Source organism: Duganella sp. CT11-25, from assembly GCF_047302815.1.
Taxonomy (GTDB): domain Bacteria; phylum Pseudomonadota; class Gammaproteobacteria; order Burkholderiales; family Burkholderiaceae_D; genus Rugamonas.
Map to the genome: position 1 here is coordinate 6,383,418 of NZ_JBKBFD010000001.1, position 18,261 is coordinate 6,401,678.

Sequence of the window (18,261 nt, forward strand, 5' to 3'; positions counted from 1 at the left end):
CCTACGACGTGAAATGGCCAGTACCGCCGGCGCCTCCTTCACGGTGCTGTTCAGTATCTGCGTTACCTGGACCCTGATCGCAGTCCTCGGCAAGGCCGCAGGCGGCAAGGTGGCATCCAGCGACGTGATCGCGCTGATCGTCTTCGCAACGCTGAATTATCTGCCAACTATCCTCATCCTCACCAGCTTTATTTCAGTGCTGATGGTTGTGACGCGCAGCTACCGCGATTCCGAGATGGTGGTGTGGTTCGCCTCCGGCATGTCGCTGACCCGCTGGATCTACCCGGTGCTGACCTTCGGCCTGCCGCTGGTGGCGATAACGGCGGCCCTCAGTTTCGTGGCCACGCCGTGGGCCAAGCAGAAAAGCGCGGAATACGTGGAGCGCTTTGAAAAGCGCGAAGACCTGCAGAAAGTCTCGCCCGGCCAGTTCAAGGAATCGGCGGCGTCCAACCGCATCTTCTTTGTCGAAGGCGTGGCCGGCAAGACCGCGGTGGTGCAGAACGTGTTCGTCAACACGGTCGACGAGCGCGGCACCGCCGTCATCGTCGCGCGCGAAGGGGTGATCAACACCGGGCCGAAAGGCGAGCGCTATCTGGTGCTGAAGAACGGCCGCCGCTACCAGGGCACGCCGGGGCTGGCGGACTTCCAGACCATGGAGTTCGAGAGCTACAGCATGCGCGTGACCAGCCAGAGCCAGGAGCTGGACGCCGGCCGCGATACCGACAGCATACCGACCATGGAGCTGCTGGGCGACGACAGCAACGGCGCGCGCGCCGAGCTGCTGTGGCGCATCGCGTCGCCGCTGACCTGCCTGGTCCTGATCCTGCTGGCGATACCGCTGGGCTTTGTCAATCCGCGCGCCGGCAGTTCGGCCAACCTGATTATCGCGCTGCTGATCTTCTTCAGCTATAACAACCTGGTCAAGCTGGTCGAGGCCAGCGTCAGGCAGGGCAAGGCGGCGTTCCCGCTGTCCTGGTGGCCGTTGCACCTGGCCGCCGCGCTGACCGTGTTCGCCCTGTTTGCCTGGCGCCTGAACCTGAACCACCGCTATCATCCGCTGGCCTTGCTGTCGGCGCTCAAGCTCCGGCGCGCCGGCGCGGCCAAGAAAGTCGTCTCGTAATGAAAATCCTGCAACGCTATTTCGCAGTCTCGATACTGCAAGCGGTCGCCTTCGTGCTGGTGGCCTTCCTGGCGCTGCAAGCCTTCATGGACCTGACCGGCGAACTGCCGAAAGTCGGCAAGAACGGTTATGCGATCCAGTATGCGTTCCTGTATGTGGCGGTGCAGCTGCCCGGCCACGTGTACGAGGTGATGCCGCTGGCGGCGCTGATCGGCACCATCTACACGATGGCGCAGTTCGCGGCCACCTCGGAATTCACCATCATGCGGGCGTCGAGCATGTCGACCGGGATGGTGGCGTGGATGCTGGCCAAGATCGGCCTGGTGCTGGTGGTGCTGACCTTCATCGTCGGCGAGCTGGTGGTGCCGCGCACCGCGCCGCTGGCGGAGAAATTCAAGCTGACCGCGCGCGGTACGGCCATCTCGACGGAGTTCCGCTCCGGCCTGTGGACCAAGGACATCATCAAGTCTGACGGCATGACGGGCACGGTGACCGGTTCGCGCTTTTTCAACGTGCGCGAAGTGCGGCCGGACGGCACGCTGCTCGACGTGAAGCTGTACGAGTTCGACACCAGCTTCCGCCTGCGTTCGATCACGCTGGCCAAGACCGGCACCTTCCAGGGCAATAACAGCTGGCGCCTGAACGATGTGACGGAAAACCTGTTCACCAATCCGCAACTGCTCAAGCCGGGCAGCGAGGCCAACCTGGCGAACAATTTCGCGCAGGAGTCCAGCCTGGTCGAGACGCGCCGCAGCGCGACCAAGGATTTGCTGTCCGAGATCACGCCGAAGATCTTGTCGGTGTCGCGTTCCGATCCGGAGCGCATGTCGGCCAGCGAGCTGGCCGTGTACACCCGCCACCTGCAGGAGAACAAGCAGGAGACCGAGCGCTTCAAGATCGCGTTCTGGAAGAAGCTGTTCGACCCGCTGGCGATCTTTGTGCTGATGGCGCTGGCGCTGCCGTTCGGCTACCTGCACACGCGCAGCGGCGGCGTGAGCCTGAAGATCTTCCTCGGTATAATGTTGGGGGTCAGCTTCCTGTTGGTGAACACGCTGTTCTCCCACTTGGGCTTGCTGAGCACCTGGCCCGCGGTCCTGACGGCGATCGCGCCGAGCTTGTTATTCCTGCTGCTGGCGCTAGGCGCCTTGTGGTGGGTGGAGCGGCATTAGATGAGCAAGAAGTCCCTGGTCTTGTTTGCGCACGGCGCCCGCGCGGCGTCGTGGGCGGCGCCGTTCGAGCGGCTGCGCGACCTGACGCAGGCGCGCACGCCGGACGTGCGGGTGGCGCTGGCTTTCCTGGAACTGATGACGCCGCGCCTGCCTGAGCTGGTGGCCGAGCTGTCGGCCGACGGCGTGACGGAGGTTACCGTGGTGCCGGTGTTCCTGGGGCAGGGCGGCCACGTGCTGCGCGACCTGCCGCTGATGATAGACCAGCTGCGCCTCGATTATCCGCAGACCGCGATCAACGTGGTCGAAGCCGCCGGCGAGAACGCCGCCGTGCTCAACGCACTGTCCGATTACTGCGTCGCCTCGTTGTCAGCGCACGCGTCGCCAGACTGACAGCGGAATATTCCCGTCCGGCCGCGGCGGTACGCGGTAGCTCAGTTCATCCCCGTTCAATTCATAGCTGCGTTTCTGCCGCGCGCCTTCCCAGTTGGGAAAGGCTGCGCTGGCGATGCTGAAGGTCAGCGTGCGCGCCGCCTCGTCGATGGCGACGGTGCCGAAGTGCGTGCTTGTCCCCGTCACGGCCGCCGCGAATTCCGCCGGCGTGCCGGTCTTCTTCTCGCCGCTGGCGAAGCGCGGCCGCTCGGAGGCGTAGATCTGCACCGAGTAGCGGCCTTCGGCGTCGATCATCATCAGGCCTTTCGGCGCGGCGCCGAAATCGCGCTCGCGCGTGCCGTCCGGCCGTATCAGGTCGGCGGCCACCAGCGTCCAGGTACCGGCCAGCGGGCAGGGTGGGGCGGCAAATGCGGCCTGGCTGGCGGGCACCCACATCACCAGGCAGAAAAGACGGTTCAACAGTTTCATGATGCTTCCTCGGGATTGATCGTGTGAGGAACGATAGCGCTGAACCGCCATCTTTAAAATTAGCGAAATTCGCGCCGAACCTGTGCATAATTGCACAATGAACCAACCTGACTGGGACGACCTGCGTTATTTCCTGGCGCTGCACGATGCGGGCAGCCTGTCGGGCGCCGCGCGCGCGGCCGGCGTCGAGCATACCACCGTGGCGCGCCGCATCGATGCGCTGGAAGCGGCGCTGGCGGTGCGCCTGTTCGACCGCTTCCCCAGGGGCTGGTCGCTGACGGCGGCCGGCAGGGACCTGGTGCCGCATGCGCGCGGGATGGAGGACCGCCTGCATGGATTGATGCGGGCGGCCGGCGGCGCCGCCACGCTGAGCGGCAGCGTGTGCGTTTCCGCACCGCCTGCGCTGGCGGCCTACATGCTGGCGCCCCGGCTCAAGCCGGCGCTGACGCGGCTGTCCGGGATTGAAATCGATGTGCGGGGCGAGGCGCGGCGGACGGACCTGACGCGGCGCGAAGCGGATATCGCGCTGCGCTTCCAGCGGCCGACCGCGCCTGGGCTGGCGGTGAAGCTGCTGGCGACGGTGGGCTACCAGCTATACGCCAGCGCCGCCTATCTGAAGCAGCACAAGCCGGCGCAGTGGGAATTCCTGGGCTACGATGAACTGCTGCGGGATACGCCGCAGCACCTGTGGCTGGACCAGATACGCGGCCAGCGCCGTTACTGCCTGCGGTCCAACGACCTGGGCGCCTTGTTCCATGCCGCGGTTGCGGGGTGCGGCGTGGCGGTGCTGCCGCCGCTGTTCTTCGATATCGCGCGCAGCGGCCTGGTCGCCATCGAGGCGCCGGCCTGCCCGGTCAGGCGCAAGCTGTGGCTGGTGATGCATGAGGATGTGCGGCGCTCGCCGCCGGTGAGGGCGGTGGCCGACGAGATCGTCGCCTTGTTTACTTCCGCGGAACCAGCTTGATTTCGTAAATCTTCGGCCACAGCTTGCCGGTGACGAACAGGCGCTTTTTGTCGGCGTCGTAGGCGATGCCGTTCAGGACGTTCTCGCCGTTCCGGCCCTTGCCCGCGTCCGGGTACAGCTTGCCGAGGTCGATCCAGCCGACGATCTTGCCGTTGGCCGGGTCGATGCGGGCGATGGTGTTGGTGTGCCACAGGTTGGCATACACCTCGCCGTCCACCACTTCCAGCTCATTGATCTGCGCGACCGCGATGCCGTCCGCCGTCACCTTCACGCGGCGCACTTCGAGGAAGGTCTTGGGATCGAGGAAGCGCAGCGTGGGCGTGCCGTCGCTCATGATCAGCTCCTTGCCGTTCTGCGTCAGCCCCCAGCCTTCGCCCGGGTAGGCGAACTGGTTGCGCAGCTCGAAGGTCTTCAGGTCGAACACGAAGCCGGTCTGGGTTTGCCACGTCAGGCCGACCAGCGTGTCGTCCCACACCGTCAGGCCCTCGCCGAAATACTGCGGCGGGATGTCCTTGCTCTGCAGGACCTTGCCGGTCTCCAGGTTGACCTTGCGGATCGACGACTTGCCGTTCAAACCCGTGCTCTCGTACAGGAACCCGTCGCGGTACAGCAGGCCTTCGGTAAAGGCTTGCGCATCGTGCGGGTAGCTGCGCACCACCTTGAAATCGTAGGTGGGGATGGCCGCCATGGCGCCGGCCGCCAGCGGCAGCAGGGCGGCAAGGAGGAGGGCTTGAGCGTTTTTTTTCACTGTTCAGTCACCGAGGAGTTTTGTAGTTCGACCATGGCGTCGAGCGTGGAGCCGGGGGCATCCAGTTCCGCCTGCACGCAGGCCCGCGCTTCCGGCGCCTGCACCAGCGCGACCGCCTGCTGGCGCGCCGTCGCCGCAGCCGCAGTATCGCCGCAGCCGTTCAGCAAGTCCAGCACCAGCGCTACTTCGGTGGTGTAGTTGAATACGTCGGCCAGCAGCTCGGCCATGCCTTCGGTGGTCAGGACGTTGATGCCGTTCTTCAGTTCATTGAGTCGGGCCGCGGCCTGCGCCAGGTGCTGTTCCGGCTGCGGCAGCCAGCGCCGCGCCAGTGCAAAGTCGCCGCAGGCGATCAGGGACGGCAGGGCCGGGCGCGCGCATTCCTGCGCCAGCGCGTCGGGCAGGCGCTGGAACAGGTGGTAGGTGTTTTGCAGGTCGCCCAGCTTGTCGTTGATGACGCGGATATCGTTGAACAGAACCGCGTCGCCGCCGGCGGCCAGCAGGCGGGCGCTGTCGGCGTCGCGGGTCTGGACCAGCGCCTGGCGCGCCGGCAGGTATTCCTCCGCCAGCTTGGCCCAGCCGCCCAGCACATAGGACAGGCGCAGCGGCGCGGTTTCCGGGTCGGCGGCGGCGGCTTCGAACAGCCAGACGTAATCCTTCAGGGCAGCTTCAAATGCGCCGGCGGAATGGGCATTCCAGGCGCGCTCCAATACTTCGTGAACAGTGTCCATTGTTACCTCGGTTGTTGCCTCGTTTGGTAAGAGTGGACATTCTATTACGGAAAGCGGGAAATCAGGCGCGGAGCTGGTGCGCTATTGCGCTGCTAATCGCGGTATCGAGGCTTTGGTGGGGACGGCTTTTCATCGCGTCGCCCAGCATCACCAGCACCGGGCCGTGCGCGGCGCCCAGGCCCTGCGCCAGCGTGGCGATGGTCATGCGACGGATATGCTGGTCCGGACGGCTGACGTTTTCGATGACCACCACCGGCGTATCGGGCCGGTGGCCTTGCGCCAGCAGGCGTTCCGCCGTGGCGATGGCTTCGCGTCCGCCCATGTACTGCACCAGCGTGTCGGTGTCTGGAATGGCGTCGTGTTCGCTGTGTTCCGGCGCGGTGGAGGAGGTGAAGAAGGCCACGCTGCGGGCCACGCCGCGCTTGGTCAGCGGCTGCCTGGTGGCGGCCGCCGCGGCCAGCGCGGTGGTGATGCCGGGGACGACTTCCACTTCGATGCCGGCTTCTTCCAGTGCGCGCAGTTCTTCGTCGGCGCGGCCGAACATCATCGGGTCGCCGCCTTTGAGGCGCACCACCAGCTTGACCTTGTGGGCGTAATCGACCAGCTGCTTGTTGATGAACTGCTGCGCGGTGGAACGCTGGCCGCTGCGTTTGCCGACCAGGATTTTTTCCGCTTGAGGGCACAGCTCCAGCATCTCTTCGGTCACCAGCGCGTCGTGCAGCACGACGTCGGCTTGCGCCAGCAGGCGCGCGCCGCGCAGGGTGATAAGGTCCTGGGCGCCGGGGCCGGCGCCGATCAGGTAGACTTTTCCCAGGGATGCCATCGCTGTTCCTCTTTAGTCGCCGAGGCGGATCATGCCTGCCGCGACGGTTTGATGCGTGACTTCGTCGATCAGGATGAAGGCGCCGGTCGCGCGGATGTCGGCGTAGGCGTCGGCCGCCAGCGGTTGCTGCACGGTCAGGCCGATGCGGGCGATGTCGTTCAGCTTCAGGCCTTCGGCGGCGTGGCGCTGCTGGGTGTTGATGTCCAGCAGGGACTCGATGCCGGTGATCTTGGCCGAGGTCTGCTTGGTGCCGTGCTTGATCCAGTACTTGCGGCGCTGGTCCAGCGGTTCGTCGGACATCCAGCAGACATCCGCCTTCAGCGTCTTCAGCAGGGTCGCAGGCTGGCTGGCGCCGGCCAGCAGGTCGCCGCGCGAGATGTCCAGGTATTCGTTCAGCAGCAGCGTGACCGATTGGCCGACCACCGCCGATTGATGCGAACCTTCCAGCGTGACGATGTCCTTGACGGTCGCGCTCTGACCGGACGGCTGCACCACCAGCTGGTCACCGACCGAGACCTTGCCGGCTTCGATGCGGCCCATGTAGCCGCGGAAGTCGTTGGCTTCGTGGCCGTTGTGGCGCGCCACCAGCTGCACCGGGAAGCGGAATGGCGCGTTGTGCGATTCGTCGTACACCGACAGCGATTCCAGCAGCTCGATCAGGGTCGGGCCCTGGTACCAGCCCAGCTTCTCGCTCTTGTCGACCACGTTGTCGCCGGTCAGGGCGGACAGCGGAATCGGCGTGATGTCCTTCAGGCCCAGCGTCGCGGCGAACTCGCGGTAAGCCTTGACGATGCGGTCGTAGATCACCTGGTCGTAGTTCACCAGGTCCATCTTGTTGACGGCGACCACCACGTGCTCGATCTGCAGCAGGTGGGCGATGGTCGAGTGGCGCTTGGTCTGGATCAGCAGGTCGACGCCGCCGTCTTCGTGCAGCTTCACTTTCGAGACGTCGATCAGGATGATGACGGCATCGGCGGTCGAGGCGCCGGTGACCATGTTGCGGGTGTACTGCTCGTGGCCCGGGGTGTCGGCGATGATGAACTTGCGCTTAGGCGTGGCGAAATAGCGGTAGGCCACGTCGATGGTGATGCCTTGTTCGCGTTCGGCTTCCAGGCCGTCGGTCAGCAGCGACAGGTCGACGGCGTCGCCGACGGTGCGCTTGTGCTTGGAGCGCGACATGGCGTCCAGCTGGTCGGCGAAGATGCCTTTGCTGTCGAACAGCAGGCGGCCGATCAGGGTGGACTTGCCGTCGTCGACGGAACCGGCGGTGATGAAGCGCAGCAGTCCGCGCTCGGTTAAATTTTCGTTCAGTGCGTTCATCAGAAGTATCCTGCTTTTTTACGTTTTTCCATCGATGCTTCGGAAGTCTGGTCGTCCATCCGGGTGGCGCCGCGTTCGGTGATTTGCGTGATCGCGGTTTCGGCGATGATCTGGTCGACCGTGGCCGCGTCCGAGGACACCGGGCAGGTGCAGGAGATGTCGCCGACGGTGCGGAAGCGCACCACCTGCGTCTCGACGGTCTCGCCTTCGCGGGCCGGGGTCAGGTCGGTCAGCGGCACCAGCAGGCCGTTGCGCGGGATGACCTGGCGCTCGTGCGCGAAGTAGATCGGCGGCAATTCCAGTTTTTCGCGGGCGATGTACTGCCACACATCCAGTTCGGTCCAGTTCGAGATCGGGAACACGCGCATGTTTTCGCCCGGATGGACGCGGGTGTTATACAGGTCCCACAGTTCCGGGCGCTGCGACTTCGGATCCCATTGGCCGAACTCGTCGCGGAAGGAGAAGATGCGCTCCTTGGCGCGGGCCTTCTCTTCGTCGCGGCGGGCGCCGCCGATGCAGGCGTCGAAGCCGTGTTCGGCGATGGTTTCCAGCAGCGTCACCGCCTGCGCGGCGTTGCGCGAATCGGTCAGCGGATTACGCAGGCGCACGGTGCCTTTCTTGATCGATTCCTCGACCGAGCCGACGATCAGGCGTTCGCCCAGTTCGGCCACGCGCTTGTCGCGGAAGGTGATGACTTCCTCAAAATTGTGGCCGGTATCGACGTGCACCAGCGGGAACGGGAACTTGCCGGGACGGAAAGCCTTTTCCGCGATGCGCAGCAGGACCACCGAGTCTTTGCCGCCCGAGAACAGCAGGGCAGGGTTGCTGCATTCGGCCGCGACTTCACGCATGATGTGGATCGCTTCCGATTCCAGCGCATCAAGGTGGCGCGAATTAACGTGCACGTTGTTTTCAACTAAAGCGTTCATTGGACTAGCCTATTGTTTTAGCGGCGCGCTTACGCGGCCACGGATTTAATGCGTATCAGTTTGCCGTCGACCATGTGCAGGCCGCACTCTTTAGACTCCGGGTTTTCCCACCACCAGCGGCCGGCGCGGACATCCTCGCCCGGCTCGATGGCGCGGGTGCAAGGCTCGCAGCCGATCGACGGATAGCCTTGGTCATGCAGGGCGTTGTACGGCACGTCGTTCTCGCGGATGTAGTTCCAGACATCCTCCTCCGACCAATCGGCCAGCGGATTAAACTTGGTCATGAGGTGCGCCGGATCGTCTTCCTCCACCATCAGCGAGGTGCGGGTGGCCGACTGCGCGCGGCGCTGGCCGGTGACCCACGACTTATTGCCGGCCAGGGCGCGGCCCAGCGGCTCGACCTTGCGGATGCGGCAGCATTCCTTGCGCATCTCGACGCTGTCGTAGAAGGCGTTCAAGCCATTTTGCGCGACGTAGGCGTCGACCGCCTCGGCCTGCGGCTTGTACAGCGCGATGTCGTAGCCGTAGCGCTCTTTCACCTTGTCCACCATGGCCAGCGTTTCCTTGTGCAGGCGGCCGGTTTCGAGCGAGAAGATGCCGATACCCAGTTTGGATTTCAGGATCAAGTCGGTCAGCACCATGTCTTCCGCCGCCAGGCTGGAGGCGAAGACGGCCGGTGCATGTTCGCTGGCGATGCGGGCCAGCGTGGCGCTGGTGTCCGCAATCAGCTTGCTCAAGTCACTCATTACCACTCCTTCAAATGCCTGCGCCATCGTTGTTCGCGGTGACAGCCGCGCCCACGCCGACATTGCGGGTGTGACGGCGGAACAGCGGTACCTTCTGGTCCACCGATGCCTGGTAGGTTTCCGAGAAGTCGGACAAGCCTTTCAGCGCGTCGTGGATGTCGCGGTCGGCGCGCACGGCGTAGGCGTCGAAGCCCACGCGCTGCATCGAGAACAGCTGGTCGCGCAGCACGTCGCCGATGGCGCGCAGTTCGCCGGTCCAGCCCAGGCGGGTGCGCAGGTTGTAGGCGGTCGAGTAGCCGCGGCCGTCGGTGAATTTAGGGAAGTCGACGGCGATCAGCGGGAACTGGTCCAGCAGGCCTTTCAGCGTTTCGGCGCGTTCGTCCGGCGCCAGCCAGACGCCGATCTCGCCGGCGGCGGTGCGCGCGGCCAGCAGCTCGCGCTGCACCAGCCACAGGCTCAACGGCACGATGAACTTGCCGGCCGGGACCGACACGGTGGCCGGATCGTGCGGCGGCGCGCCTTCGACCGGCTCGGCCAGGCGCAGCACCTGCCAGCCGTCTTCGACCACTTCACGGCCCTTGATAATCAGGTTCTTGACTGCTTCAGACATACTCATCCTCTCCTACCAGGCGACCGCTCTTTTCGGTGATCGGCGTGGCGTACACAAATTCCTTGAACGGCGCGACGCCCAGTCGCTGCGCGCAGGCGGCGAAGGATTCGTCTTCAAAACGTTCGCGCACATAGACCTGCAGCAGGCGGCCGATCACTTCCGGCATTTGCAGCGCGGAGAATGACGGTCCGATGATCTTGCCGATGGCGGCGCTGTTGCCTTGCGAGCCGCCGATCGACACCTGATACCATTCGCTGCCGTCCTTGTCGACGCCCAGCACGCCGATGCTGCCGACGTGGTGGTGGCCGCAGGCGTTGATGCAGCCGGAGATATTCAGTTCGATCTCGCCGATGTCGTGCTGGTAATCGATGTTGTCGAAGCGCTCGGCGATGGCGGCGGCGATCGGCAGCGACTTCGCATTGGCCAGCGAGCAGAAGTCGCCGCCGGGGCAGCAGATCATGTCGGTCAGCAGGCCGATGTTCGGCGTGGCCAGGCCGTGCGCCTTGGCTTCCTGCCACAGCGTGAACAACAGCGACTGCTCGACGTCGGCCAGCACGATGTTCTGTTCGTGCGTGACGCGCAGTTCGCCGAAGCTGTAGCGGTCGGCCAGGTCGGCCATGAAGTCCATCTGCCCGGCGGTGGCGTCGCCCGGCGGCACGCCGGTCTTTTTCAGCGACAGCACCACGGCGGCGTAGCCGGGCTGCTTGTGCGGCTTGACGTTGCGGTTGACCCAGTTGGCGAAGGCCTTGTTGCCGGCCTGCGCGGCGACCACGTCGCCGTCGTCCAGCTGTTTATAGGCCGGCGGCTGGAAGTAGTCGATCACGCGCTGCATCTCTTCGGTGGTCAGCGTTTCCGGACCGTCCTTCAGGTCGACCCATTCGGCTTCGACCTGGCGGGTGAACTCTTCCACGCCCAGGGCCTTCAGCAGGATCTTGATGCGGGCCTTGTACTTGTTGTCGCGGCGGCCGTGCTGGTTATACACGCGCATCACGGCTTCGGTGTAGGTCAGCAGGTGCCGCCATGGCAGGAATTCGCGGATCACGCTGCCCAGGATGGGCGTGCGGCCCATGCCGCCGCCGGCCATGAACTTGAAGCCGATCTCGCCGGCGTCGTTGCGCACCACGGTCAGGCCGATGTCGTGCACGGCGATGGCGGCGCGGTCTTCGACGGCGCCGTTGATGGCGACCTTGAACTTGCGCGGCAGGGCGATGAATTCAGGGTGGAAGGTCGACCACTGGCGCAGCACCTCGGCGTACGGGCGCGGATCGATGATCTCGTCGGCGGCGACGCCGGCGTACGGATCGGAGGTGGTGTTGCGGATGCAGTTGCCCGAGGTCTGGATGGCGTGCATCTCCACCGAGGCCAGGTCGCTCAGGATGTCCGGCGTCTGTTCCAGCTCAATCCAGTTAAACTGGATGTTTTGACGGGTGGTGAAGTGGCCATAGCCGCGGTCGTACTTGCGGGCGATGTGCGCAAACATGCGCATTTGCTTGGATGCCAGCAGGCCGTAAGGCACGGCGATGCGCAGCATGTAGGCGTGCCGCTGCATATATAAGCCGTTTTGCAGGCGCAGCGGCAGGAATTCGGCTTCGGTCAGCTCATCGGCGAGACGGCGCCGTACCTGGTCGCGGTACTGTGCAATCCGTTCACGAACGATAAGGTGGTCGTATTGGTCGTATTGATACATATTCTTCCTAGATAGTCGCTTAATCCCCAAACTAGCGCTAATAGTAATAAACTTCGTCTTTATTCCATACGACTTAGTCTTTATTTGCTTATATAAGGATTGGGCATAAGCATGGACGCTAATAATTTTAAGATGGGTCAAGACTTGCAATGAACCTTCACCAACTGCGCTTCGTGCGCGAAGCAGTGCGACAGAACTACAATTTGACCGACGCCGCCAAGGCGCTATTTACCTCGCAGCCAGGCGTGTCCAAGGCCATCATCGAGCTGGAAGAAGAGTTGGGCGTCGATATCTTCACCCGTCACGGCAAGCGTATCCGCGGCCTGACCGAGCCGGGGCGGCTGGTGCTGGAGTCGGTAGAGCTTATTATGCAGGAAATCGACAGTCTGAAGCGCATCGGCAAGGAATACGCGGCGCAGGACAGCGGCAGCTTCACCATCGCCACCACCCATACCCAGGCGCGCTATACGCTGCCCAAGGTGGTGCAGGCCTTCATGCTGAAGTTCCCCAAAGTAAGATTGTCTTTATTGCAAGGCAATCCGCAGCAGATCGCCGAGATGGTCCAGCGCGACCAGGCCGACCTGGCCATCGCCACCGAATCGATCGCCGGCGTGACCGGCCTGATCACCTTGCCATGTTATCAATGGGAACATGTGGTGGTGGTGGCGCCCGACCATCCGCTGCTTAAATCCAAGCAGGTGACGCTGGAAGAAATTGCCGCTTTCCCGATCATCACGTACGATAGCGCCTTCGCCGGCCGCAGCAAGATAGACCACGCGTTTTCGCTGCGCGGCCTGAAGCTGGACGTGCTGCTGGAAGCCATCGACGCCGACGTGATCAAGACTTATGTGGAGTTGGGCATGGGGATTGGTATCATAGCGGGCATGGCCTTCGACGCCGAGCGCGACAAGAACCTGCGCGCGATCCCTGTGGGCCACCTGTTCGGCATGAATGTGTCGCGGGTGGCGGTCAAGCAGGGCGCTTACCTGCGCAGCTACATCTACACCTTTATTGAACTGCTGGCCCCCACGCTCAACCGCAAGTTGATCGAGCAGGCCATGAGCGGTGAAAAAGAGCATTACGAACTGTAAAACAAGAAAGTACGACCATGATTACCAACCAGTTGACCCAATTTTACGCCGTCAACGCGGACAACTACGACCAGGTATATGCGCAGGAAGAGCGCTTCGACGACCTGGATGACTTGCAGGAAATGGTCGCCGAGCTGTTCCAGGGCCATAAGGTGCTGGAACTGGCCTGCGGCACCGCCTACTGGACCGACCTGATTTCGGAGGTGGCGGAATCTGTGCACGCCACGGATATCCTGCCAGAAATGATCGCGCTGGCGGAAACGCGCGGCCTGGACGAGGACGTCGTCACCTTCGGCGTGATGGATGCGTTCAACCTGCCGGACGGCCTGGAAGGCCGGTACACCGCCGTGTTCGCCGCCGGCCTGTGGACGCACGTCAAGCGCGAAGACCAGGAAAAGTACCTGAAGACCCTGCGCGCCAAGCTGGGTAAGGACGTGCTGCTGGTGTTGCTGGACGAAACTTATGTCGATGGCAACAGCATGGTGTTCGCCCGCACCGACCTGGAAGGCAATACCTTCCAGATCCTGACCGCCGACGACGGCCAGCGCTACGAGATCATGAAGAACTACCTGACCGACAGCACGCTGCGCAAGCGCTTCGCGACGTCGGCGCGGCAGATCCGCGTCGAGCGGCTGGAGTACTACTACCTGCTGAGTTGCAAGCTCAAGTAAGCCCCCACCAAAGCCGCGTTCCGCGGCTTTTTTCATACTGATGTTGATTTACAACAAATAGTGCTTGTCACATTGTTGAAGTAATTGATAGGCATGATTTCGCCCGTAGATTCACTACGCGCAGCATTTCTTTCAACCTTAAGTAGAGAACATCAAGTGAAAAAACTTACTCTGGTAGCAATGATCATCGGCGGCTTCGCTGCACAAGCCCAAGCTCAATCGAACGTCACGATCTACGGTCTGGTCGATGTAGGTGTCGTGAGCGAGCGCGGTGGCTCGGCCGGCTCGGTGACCAAAGTCACCAGCGGTGTGGGCAGCCAGTCGCGCCTGGGCTTCCGCGGTAACGAAGACCTGGGCAACGGCCTGTCGGCTATCTTCCAACTGGAAACCGGCTTCAAGGCCGACGACGGCACGCTGGACAGCACCAACACCATCTTCAACCGCCAGGCATTCGTGGGCCTGAAGTCGAAAGACGCCGGCACCCTGACCCTTGGTCGTCAATACACCATGCTGTACAACGCCATGAGCCAGGTCGCCGACCCATTCGGCGCCGGCTACGCAGGCAGCATCAAGAATCTGTTCCCAGCCGCCGGCGCGAACACCCGCACCAGCAACGCGATTGTCTACGCCACGCCTAGCATGAGCGGTTTCAGCGCCGAAGGCCTGTACTCGCTGGGTGAGCAGGCTGGCAGCAACAACGCCGGCCGCCAGTTCGGCTTCGGCCTGAACTTCTCCCAGGAAGCGCTGAACGCCCGCCTGGTGTACAACAACCGCAACAACGACACCGCCGCCGTCGGCACCACCCCTGCGGTCAACCGCGACACCGGCCGCAACACCCTGCTGGCAGTCAACTACGACTTCAAAGTGGTCAAGGCCTTCTTCGCCTACGGCGCGGACAAGGGCGTGAACAGCGCCGCACTGCCGGTGGCCAACGCCTACGGCTACGCTGTCGCTCCTAAGGCCAGTACCGACAGCAACGACCTGCTGATCGGCGCGCAAGTACCAGTCGGCAACGGCATCATCATGGCGTCGTACATCCGCAAGGACGACAAGACCACCAGCAACCAGGACGCCGATCAGTGGGCACTGGGTTACTCGCACTTGCTGTCCAAGCGTACCAACCTGTACGTGGCATACGCCAAGATCAAGAACAAGAACGGCGCTGGCTACACCGTTGGTAACAACAACGAAGCTGGTACCGGCGACAAAGCCTTCAACGCCGGCATTCGCCACTCGTTCTAAGCTGGCCTAGGCGGCTTCCGGAGGCGGCAGCGGCAGGCGGATCATGATCCGCGTGCCGCCGTCGCTGACGATGGAAATGTCGCCATGCAGCGCCCAGACGCGTTCGCGCATCCCGATCAGGCCAAACGACGAAGCCTTGTCCATGTCCTGCTCGGCGATGCCGCGGCCGTCGTCATGTATCGTAATCTTCAGCAGCGAATCGGTGCGGTATAGCGACAGGATGACCTTGCCCGCTTCCGCGTGGCGGGTGATGTTGGTCAGCGCTTCCTGCGCAATGCGGAAGATGGCCGTGCTGTAGGCATCGTCCAGTATCAAGTCCTCTTCATTCGCGTCCAGCGTGCAGGCGATGCCGTAGCGCGAGACGAATTCCTGGCGCAGGCTTTCCAGCGCAAAATACAATCCCCCTTCATCCAGCGCGCGCGGGCGCAGATTGCTGGCGATGCGCCGCAGCGACGTGATGGCCGACATCAGCAGCTCGTCCATGCCGGCCTGCAGCTTGCGCGCCACGGCATTGTTGCCGGGCTGCTGCTGCAGCAGCGCCAGGTCGACGCGCAGCGTGGCCAGCAGCTGGCCGAGGTCGTCATGCAGCTCGCGGGCGATGTGCTTGCGCTCCTCCTCGCGTATGGTTTGCAGCGCCGCCGACAGTTCGCGCAGCTGCGAATACGATTGCTCCAGCTGTTCCTGCACCTGCTTGCGCTCGGTGATGTCGCGCAGGATGATGGTATAGATCTGCTGGCCGTTCTCGGCCAGCGAGGAGATCGAGCCTTCCAGCGGGAAGTGCTGGCCGCTGGCCTTCATGCCGGTCACCGCGTAGTCGGTGGTGCGCCGCCCCTTCATGCGCAGGCGGATGCCGGTCTCGCCGAAGTAATGCACGGCGGCCGCCTCGATGCCCTGGCGCTGGTCGCGCGGAATGAAGTGGTGCAGCGGCGCGCCTTCCATCGCTTGCACCGTGGTGCCGAACATGGCGGCCGCCGAAGGGTTGGCCTGCAGGATGTGCTGCCTGGCGTCGGTGGAGATGATGGCGTCGCTGGCGTGCTGGATGATGCCGCGGCTGCGCTTGTTGTTGGCGGCCGCGCGCGCGCATTGCCAGCCGGTGCGCCATGACAGTCGGCTGGTCGCTGCGAGCGCGGCGGCCAGTAGTAATAGCGATCGGGTGCGGCCCATGCGTGTCTCCATGCGGCTGGAGACCGCTTGGAGACACACTAAAGCAAGCGCGGGAGAGGGAGGTTGATGTGACGCAGGCGTGCTACATCTGCTTGAACAGGTGCAGGAAGCTGCGGCTCACCTCCAGCTTGTCCGATTTTCCCTTGATCATCACCAGGTGGCGGCCGCGGATGTCGCGCGTCACGCCCTCGATGGCGTTGACGTTGACCAGCGTGGCGCGGTGGATTTGCCAGAACAGCGCGGGATCGAGCTCCTCGGCCAGGTCGCGCACCGGCTTGCGGATCAGCGCTTCGTAGCGCTCGGTCTGCACGCAGGTGTATTTTTCATCGGAGCGGAAGAACAGGATTTCCTCGACCGGGATCATGCGCAGGTCCTGGCCGATGCTGGCCTGGATCCATTGCAGATAGGCCGGCTTCGGCGCGGTGATCTTCTCCGCCAGTTGCGACAGCATCGCCGTCACGCTGGCGTTGACGTCGGCGGCAGGCTTGCTCAAGCGGGTCTTGAGGCGGTCGACGGTGATCTGCAGGCGCTCCTGCTCGGGCGGTTTCAGCACATAGTCGACGGCGCCGCGCTCGAAGGCTTCGACGGCGTAGGCGTCGTAGGCGGTGACGAACACGATGTGGCTCTTGTTGCCGATCACGGTCGCGGCTTCCATGCCGGTCTTGCCCGGCATGCGGATGTCGAGGAAGGTGAAGTCGGGCTTGAGCTGGTCGACCAGTTCGATCGCTTCATCGCCGTTTTTGGCTTCGCCAATAATCTCCAGCTCGGGCCAGACCTGGCCCAGGCGCATGCGCAGTTGGTCGCGCATCAAACGTTCGTCGTCGGCAATAATTGCAGTAGGCATCGTATGGGTGGTTTAAGTGTTAAATATTCAATCAATTATTCAACGAATCGCCGTAATAATCAATCGATCTTATTTGGCGAGCTGATACGGCACCTCGATGGTGGCGATCACGCCGCTCGGGCTGTTGGCGGCGATCAGCAGCTGACCCTGTTCGCCGTGCAGCAGTTTCAGGCGTTCGCGGATGGTCATCAGGCCCAGGCCGGTGCCGTCGCTGGGCACGGCGCCAAAGCCCAGGCCGTTGTCGGCGACGATCACGCGCAGCTTGTTGTGGGCCACGTCGGCGCGCACTTTCAGCGTGCCGCCCTCGGGCTTGGCCTCCAGGCCGTGCTTGATGGCGTTTTCCACCATCGATTGCAGCATCATCGGCGGGAAGGCGGCGGTGCGCAGGCCGTCGGGGATATCGAAGTCCACCGTCAGGCGCTCTTCCATGCGCATTTTCAACAGGTTCAGGTAGGCCACCACCATGTCGGCCTCGCGGCCCAGGTTGGTGATCAGCGCGTTGTCGCGCATTTGCGGCAGCACCGCGCGCAGGTACTTGATCAGGCTGCGTTGCATGGCCGAGGCGCGCGGCGGGTCGGTTTCAATCAGGTGCTCGACCGAGGCCAGCGTATTAAACAGGAAGTGCGGCTCGACTTGCGCCTGCATCATCTGCATCTTCGCTTCGCTGAGCTGGCGCTGCATGGATTCGCGTTCGGCGGCGGCGTTGGCGGTCAAGGTTTCCGCTTCGGCGCGCTTCTTGCCGCCCATCAGCGCCTTGGTGCCGAACAGCGCCAGGACCAGCAGCGTAATAAAGCTGCGGAACCAGGTCGAGGCCTGGCCATGGTAGCGGGCCACTTTCTGCTCGGCGGCGCTGTCGACCGCCTCTTCAATGGCGTTGGACAATTCTTCGCCGATCTGTGGCGGCAGATCGATATGGACTTCTTCGCCCGGCAGCGTCGGCAGGGCGGGAATGGACGCGGCGCCGGACTTGCCGCTTTTGGCTGGAGCGGCCGGGGCTTCAGGCGCCTCCGGCGCTTCGGGAGCGGCGGGCGCTTCCGGCGGCGCGACCGGCGAGTGCTCATTGCCATGGTCGCCCGGAGTGGATTCGGTCTTGTTGCGGATCTTGCCGCGCGGATTGAAGTGGATGCCGCTGTCGTCGATCAGGATATTGGTATCGCCGCTCTTGCGCTTCGGGCTGCTGCTCACTTCTTCTTCGACCGGATTGGACGAGAACAGCTCATCCTGCAGGATGGAGCCGGCGATCAGCATCAAGACTGCAAACACCAGGAACTTCCACCAGGACAGTTGCGTTACCCAGGTCGCGGTCGCATCAAAACCGCGATGCAGCCAGGTGGCGGCGGTTTTCAGGGTGTCTTGCGTTTTAGGCGTAGGAAACATGTAAGACTTTCACTCTTGAATACGAAGCAAGTGTAACGAATTTTATGATGGTGCAACTGTAATGATCATCGGCCACATGCGCCATGCTATTGCGACAGTCTGCAAGAAACGGGGATTGGACGGCGCAGAACAGGGAACGGAAAAATAGCCCTTGCAAGGGCGATAGCCGT

At 63.3% G+C, this 18,261-nt stretch carries 19 protein-coding genes; 7 read left to right on the forward strand and 12 right to left on the reverse strand.

Going from position 1 to position 18,261, the window contains the following annotated elements; all coding sequences use genetic code 11:
- Positions 1 to 13 precede the first annotated feature (13 nt).
- The 3 genes from lptF to ACEN9F_RS27695 are packed head-to-tail and all read left to right on the forward strand — an operon-like array spanning position 14 to position 2,679.
- On the forward strand, positions 14 to 1,120 hold the full coding sequence (gene lptF / locus ACEN9F_RS27685; protein ID WP_413425373.1) for an LPS export ABC transporter permease LptF: 1,107 nt from the start codon (positions 14 to 16) through the stop codon (positions 1,118 to 1,120).
- Positions 1,120 to 2,289, forward strand: coding sequence for an LPS export ABC transporter permease LptG (lptG, locus tag ACEN9F_RS27690; protein ID WP_413425375.1), 1,170 nt, complete (start codon positions 1,120 to 1,122; stop codon positions 2,287 to 2,289). The genes lptF and lptG overlap by 1 nt, the downstream gene beginning before the upstream one ends.
- Positions 2,290 to 2,679, forward strand: a complete 390-nt coding sequence (locus tag ACEN9F_RS27695) for a sirohydrochlorin chelatase (RefSeq protein ID WP_413425377.1) — start codon at positions 2,290 to 2,292, stop codon at positions 2,677 to 2,679.
- Here ACEN9F_RS27695 and ACEN9F_RS27700 read toward each other — a convergent pair.
- Positions 2,656 to 3,147: a lipocalin-like domain-containing protein gene (locus ACEN9F_RS27700; protein ID WP_413425378.1), complete on the reverse strand. Its 492-nt coding sequence runs from the start codon at positions 3,145 to 3,147 to the stop codon at positions 2,656 to 2,658. The two genes, ACEN9F_RS27695 and ACEN9F_RS27700, sit on opposite strands and share 24 nt — an antisense overlap.
- 97 nt (positions 3,148 to 3,244) lie before the next feature.
- On the opposite strand from ACEN9F_RS27700, the gene ACEN9F_RS27705 reads away from it, so the two are divergent.
- Positions 3,245 to 4,111 (forward strand): LysR family transcriptional regulator, encoded by an 867-nt coding sequence (locus tag ACEN9F_RS27705; protein ID WP_413425380.1) that lies wholly within the window; start codon positions 3,245 to 3,247, stop codon positions 4,109 to 4,111.
- On the opposite strand, the gene ACEN9F_RS27710 is transcribed toward ACEN9F_RS27705, so the two are convergent.
- The 8 genes from ACEN9F_RS27710 to ACEN9F_RS27745 form a co-directional block, all read right to left on the reverse strand.
- A complete protein-coding gene (locus ACEN9F_RS27710) occupies positions 4,089 to 4,859 on the reverse strand; it encodes a glutaminyl-peptide cyclotransferase (protein ID WP_413425382.1) in 771 nt (256 codons plus the stop codon). The genes ACEN9F_RS27705 and ACEN9F_RS27710 overlap by 23 nt on opposite strands.
- Positions 4,856 to 5,587 (reverse strand): hypothetical protein, encoded by a 732-nt coding sequence (locus tag ACEN9F_RS27715; protein ID WP_413425384.1) that lies wholly within the window; start codon positions 5,585 to 5,587, stop codon positions 4,856 to 4,858. The genes ACEN9F_RS27710 and ACEN9F_RS27715 overlap by 4 nt, the downstream gene beginning before the upstream one ends.
- 61 nt (positions 5,588 to 5,648) lie before the next feature.
- Positions 5,649 to 6,410, reverse strand: coding sequence for a uroporphyrinogen-III C-methyltransferase (cobA, locus tag ACEN9F_RS27720; RefSeq protein WP_413425386.1), 762 nt, complete (start codon positions 6,408 to 6,410; stop codon positions 5,649 to 5,651).
- 12 nt (positions 6,411 to 6,422) lie between these two features.
- A complete protein-coding gene (locus ACEN9F_RS27725; protein ID WP_413425388.1) occupies positions 6,423 to 7,730 on the reverse strand; it encodes a sulfate adenylyltransferase subunit 1 in 1,308 nt (435 codons plus the stop codon).
- Complete coding sequence (gene cysD, locus ACEN9F_RS27730) at positions 7,730 to 8,659, reverse strand: sulfate adenylyltransferase subunit CysD (RefSeq protein WP_413425390.1); 930 nt, start codon at positions 8,657 to 8,659, stop codon at positions 7,730 to 7,732. Before cysD ends, ACEN9F_RS27725 begins: the two co-directional genes overlap by 1 nt.
- Positions 8,660 to 8,688: 29 nt before the next feature.
- Positions 8,689 to 9,405, reverse strand: a complete 717-nt coding sequence (locus ACEN9F_RS27735; RefSeq protein WP_413425392.1) for a phosphoadenylyl-sulfate reductase — start codon at positions 9,403 to 9,405, stop codon at positions 8,689 to 8,691.
- A 10-nt stretch (positions 9,406 to 9,415) separates the two neighbouring features.
- On the reverse strand, positions 9,416 to 10,015 hold the full coding sequence (locus ACEN9F_RS27740) for a DUF934 domain-containing protein (protein WP_413425394.1): 600 nt from the start codon (positions 10,013 to 10,015) through the stop codon (positions 9,416 to 9,418).
- The gene (locus ACEN9F_RS27745; protein WP_413425396.1) at positions 10,008 to 11,702 is read right to left on the reverse strand and encodes a nitrite/sulfite reductase; all 1,695 of its coding nucleotides are present in this window, start codon (positions 11,700 to 11,702) and stop codon (positions 10,008 to 10,010) included. Before ACEN9F_RS27745 ends, ACEN9F_RS27740 begins: the two co-directional genes overlap by 8 nt.
- Before the next feature lie 149 nt (positions 11,703 to 11,851).
- On the opposite strand from ACEN9F_RS27745, the gene ACEN9F_RS27750 reads away from it, so the two are divergent.
- From ACEN9F_RS27750 to ACEN9F_RS27760, 3 genes are all read left to right on the forward strand, one after another.
- Entirely contained in the window at positions 11,852 to 12,793 is a 942-nt protein-coding gene (locus ACEN9F_RS27750) for a CysB family HTH-type transcriptional regulator (RefSeq protein ID WP_413425398.1), read from the forward strand.
- 17 nt (positions 12,794 to 12,810) lie between these two features.
- Positions 12,811 to 13,464: a class I SAM-dependent methyltransferase gene (locus ACEN9F_RS27755; RefSeq protein ID WP_413425399.1), complete on the forward strand. Its 654-nt coding sequence runs from the start codon at positions 12,811 to 12,813 to the stop codon at positions 13,462 to 13,464.
- A 180-nt stretch (positions 13,465 to 13,644) separates the two neighbouring features.
- Positions 13,645 to 14,706 (forward strand): porin, encoded by a 1,062-nt coding sequence (locus ACEN9F_RS27760; RefSeq protein ID WP_413427196.1) that lies wholly within the window; start codon positions 13,645 to 13,647, stop codon positions 14,704 to 14,706.
- A gap of 6 nt (positions 14,707 to 14,712) precedes the next feature.
- Here the strand turns inward: ACEN9F_RS27760 and ACEN9F_RS27765 are convergent, their stop codons facing one another.
- The 3 genes from ACEN9F_RS27765 to ACEN9F_RS27775 all read right to left on the reverse strand — a co-directional run bounded on the left by ACEN9F_RS27765 (position 14,713) and on the right by ACEN9F_RS27775 (position 18,091).
- Positions 14,713 to 15,870 carry a PAS domain S-box protein gene (locus ACEN9F_RS27765; protein WP_413425401.1) on the reverse strand — a complete coding sequence of 386 codons (1,158 nt, stop codon included), beginning with the start codon at positions 15,868 to 15,870 and terminating at the stop codon, positions 14,713 to 14,715.
- An 82-nt stretch (positions 15,871 to 15,952) separates the two neighbouring features.
- Positions 15,953 to 16,714 carry a LytR/AlgR family response regulator transcription factor gene (locus ACEN9F_RS27770; RefSeq protein WP_413425403.1) on the reverse strand — a complete coding sequence of 254 codons (762 nt, stop codon included), beginning with the start codon at positions 16,712 to 16,714 and terminating at the stop codon, positions 15,953 to 15,955.
- 69 nt (positions 16,715 to 16,783) lie between these two features.
- Positions 16,784 to 18,091 carry a sensor histidine kinase gene (locus tag ACEN9F_RS27775; protein WP_413425405.1) on the reverse strand — a complete coding sequence of 436 codons (1,308 nt, stop codon included), beginning with the start codon at positions 18,089 to 18,091 and terminating at the stop codon, positions 16,784 to 16,786.
- Positions 18,092 to 18,261: the final 170 nt, after the last annotated feature.

What these genes read in the sequence shown, in the direction of transcription:
- lptF (WP_413425373.1), top strand. Translation starts at nt 14, where the DNA reads ATGGCCAGTACCGCCGGCGCCTCCTTCACGGTGCTGTTCAGTATCTGC.
- lptG (WP_413425375.1), top strand. Translation starts at nt 1,120, where the DNA reads ATGAAAATCCTGCAACGCTATTTCGCAGTCTCGATACTGCAAGCGGTC.
- ACEN9F_RS27695 (WP_413425377.1), top strand. Translation starts at nt 2,290, where the DNA reads ATGAGCAAGAAGTCCCTGGTCTTGTTTGCGCACGGCGCCCGCGCGGCG.
- ACEN9F_RS27700 (WP_413425378.1), bottom strand. Translation starts at nt 3,147, where the DNA reads ATGAAACTGTTGAACCGTCTTTTCTGCCTGGTGATGTGGGTGCCCGCC.
- ACEN9F_RS27705 (WP_413425380.1), top strand. Translation starts at nt 3,245, where the DNA reads ATGAACCAACCTGACTGGGACGACCTGCGTTATTTCCTGGCGCTGCAC.
- ACEN9F_RS27715 (WP_413425384.1), bottom strand. Translation starts at nt 5,587, where the DNA reads ATGGACACTGTTCACGAAGTATTGGAGCGCGCCTGGAATGCCCATTCC.
- cobA (WP_413425386.1), bottom strand. Translation starts at nt 6,410, where the DNA reads ATGGCATCCCTGGGAAAAGTCTACCTGATCGGCGCCGGCCCCGGCGCC.
- ACEN9F_RS27725 (WP_413425388.1), bottom strand. Translation starts at nt 7,730, where the DNA reads ATGAACGCACTGAACGAAAATTTAACCGAGCGCGGACTGCTGCGCTTC.
- cysD (WP_413425390.1), bottom strand. Translation starts at nt 8,659, where the DNA reads ATGAACGCTTTAGTTGAAAACAACGTGCACGTTAATTCGCGCCACCTT.
- ACEN9F_RS27735 (WP_413425392.1), bottom strand. Translation starts at nt 9,405, where the DNA reads ATGAGTGACTTGAGCAAGCTGATTGCGGACACCAGCGCCACGCTGGCC.
- ACEN9F_RS27740 (WP_413425394.1), bottom strand. Translation starts at nt 10,015, where the DNA reads ATGTCTGAAGCAGTCAAGAACCTGATTATCAAGGGCCGTGAAGTGGTC.
- ACEN9F_RS27745 (WP_413425396.1), bottom strand. Translation starts at nt 11,702, where the DNA reads ATGTATCAATACGACCAATACGACCACCTTATCGTTCGTGAACGGATT.
- ACEN9F_RS27750 (WP_413425398.1), top strand. Translation starts at nt 11,852, where the DNA reads ATGAACCTTCACCAACTGCGCTTCGTGCGCGAAGCAGTGCGACAGAAC.
- ACEN9F_RS27755 (WP_413425399.1), top strand. Translation starts at nt 12,811, where the DNA reads ATGATTACCAACCAGTTGACCCAATTTTACGCCGTCAACGCGGACAAC.
- ACEN9F_RS27760 (WP_413427196.1), top strand. Translation starts at nt 13,645, where the DNA reads ATGATCATCGGCGGCTTCGCTGCACAAGCCCAAGCTCAATCGAACGTC.
- ACEN9F_RS27765 (WP_413425401.1), bottom strand. Translation starts at nt 15,870, where the DNA reads ATGGGCCGCACCCGATCGCTATTACTACTGGCCGCCGCGCTCGCAGCG.
- ACEN9F_RS27770 (WP_413425403.1), bottom strand. Translation starts at nt 16,714, where the DNA reads ATGCCTACTGCAATTATTGCCGACGACGAACGTTTGATGCGCGACCAA.
- ACEN9F_RS27775 (WP_413425405.1), bottom strand. Translation starts at nt 18,091, where the DNA reads ATGTTTCCTACGCCTAAAACGCAAGACACCCTGAAAACCGCCGCCACC.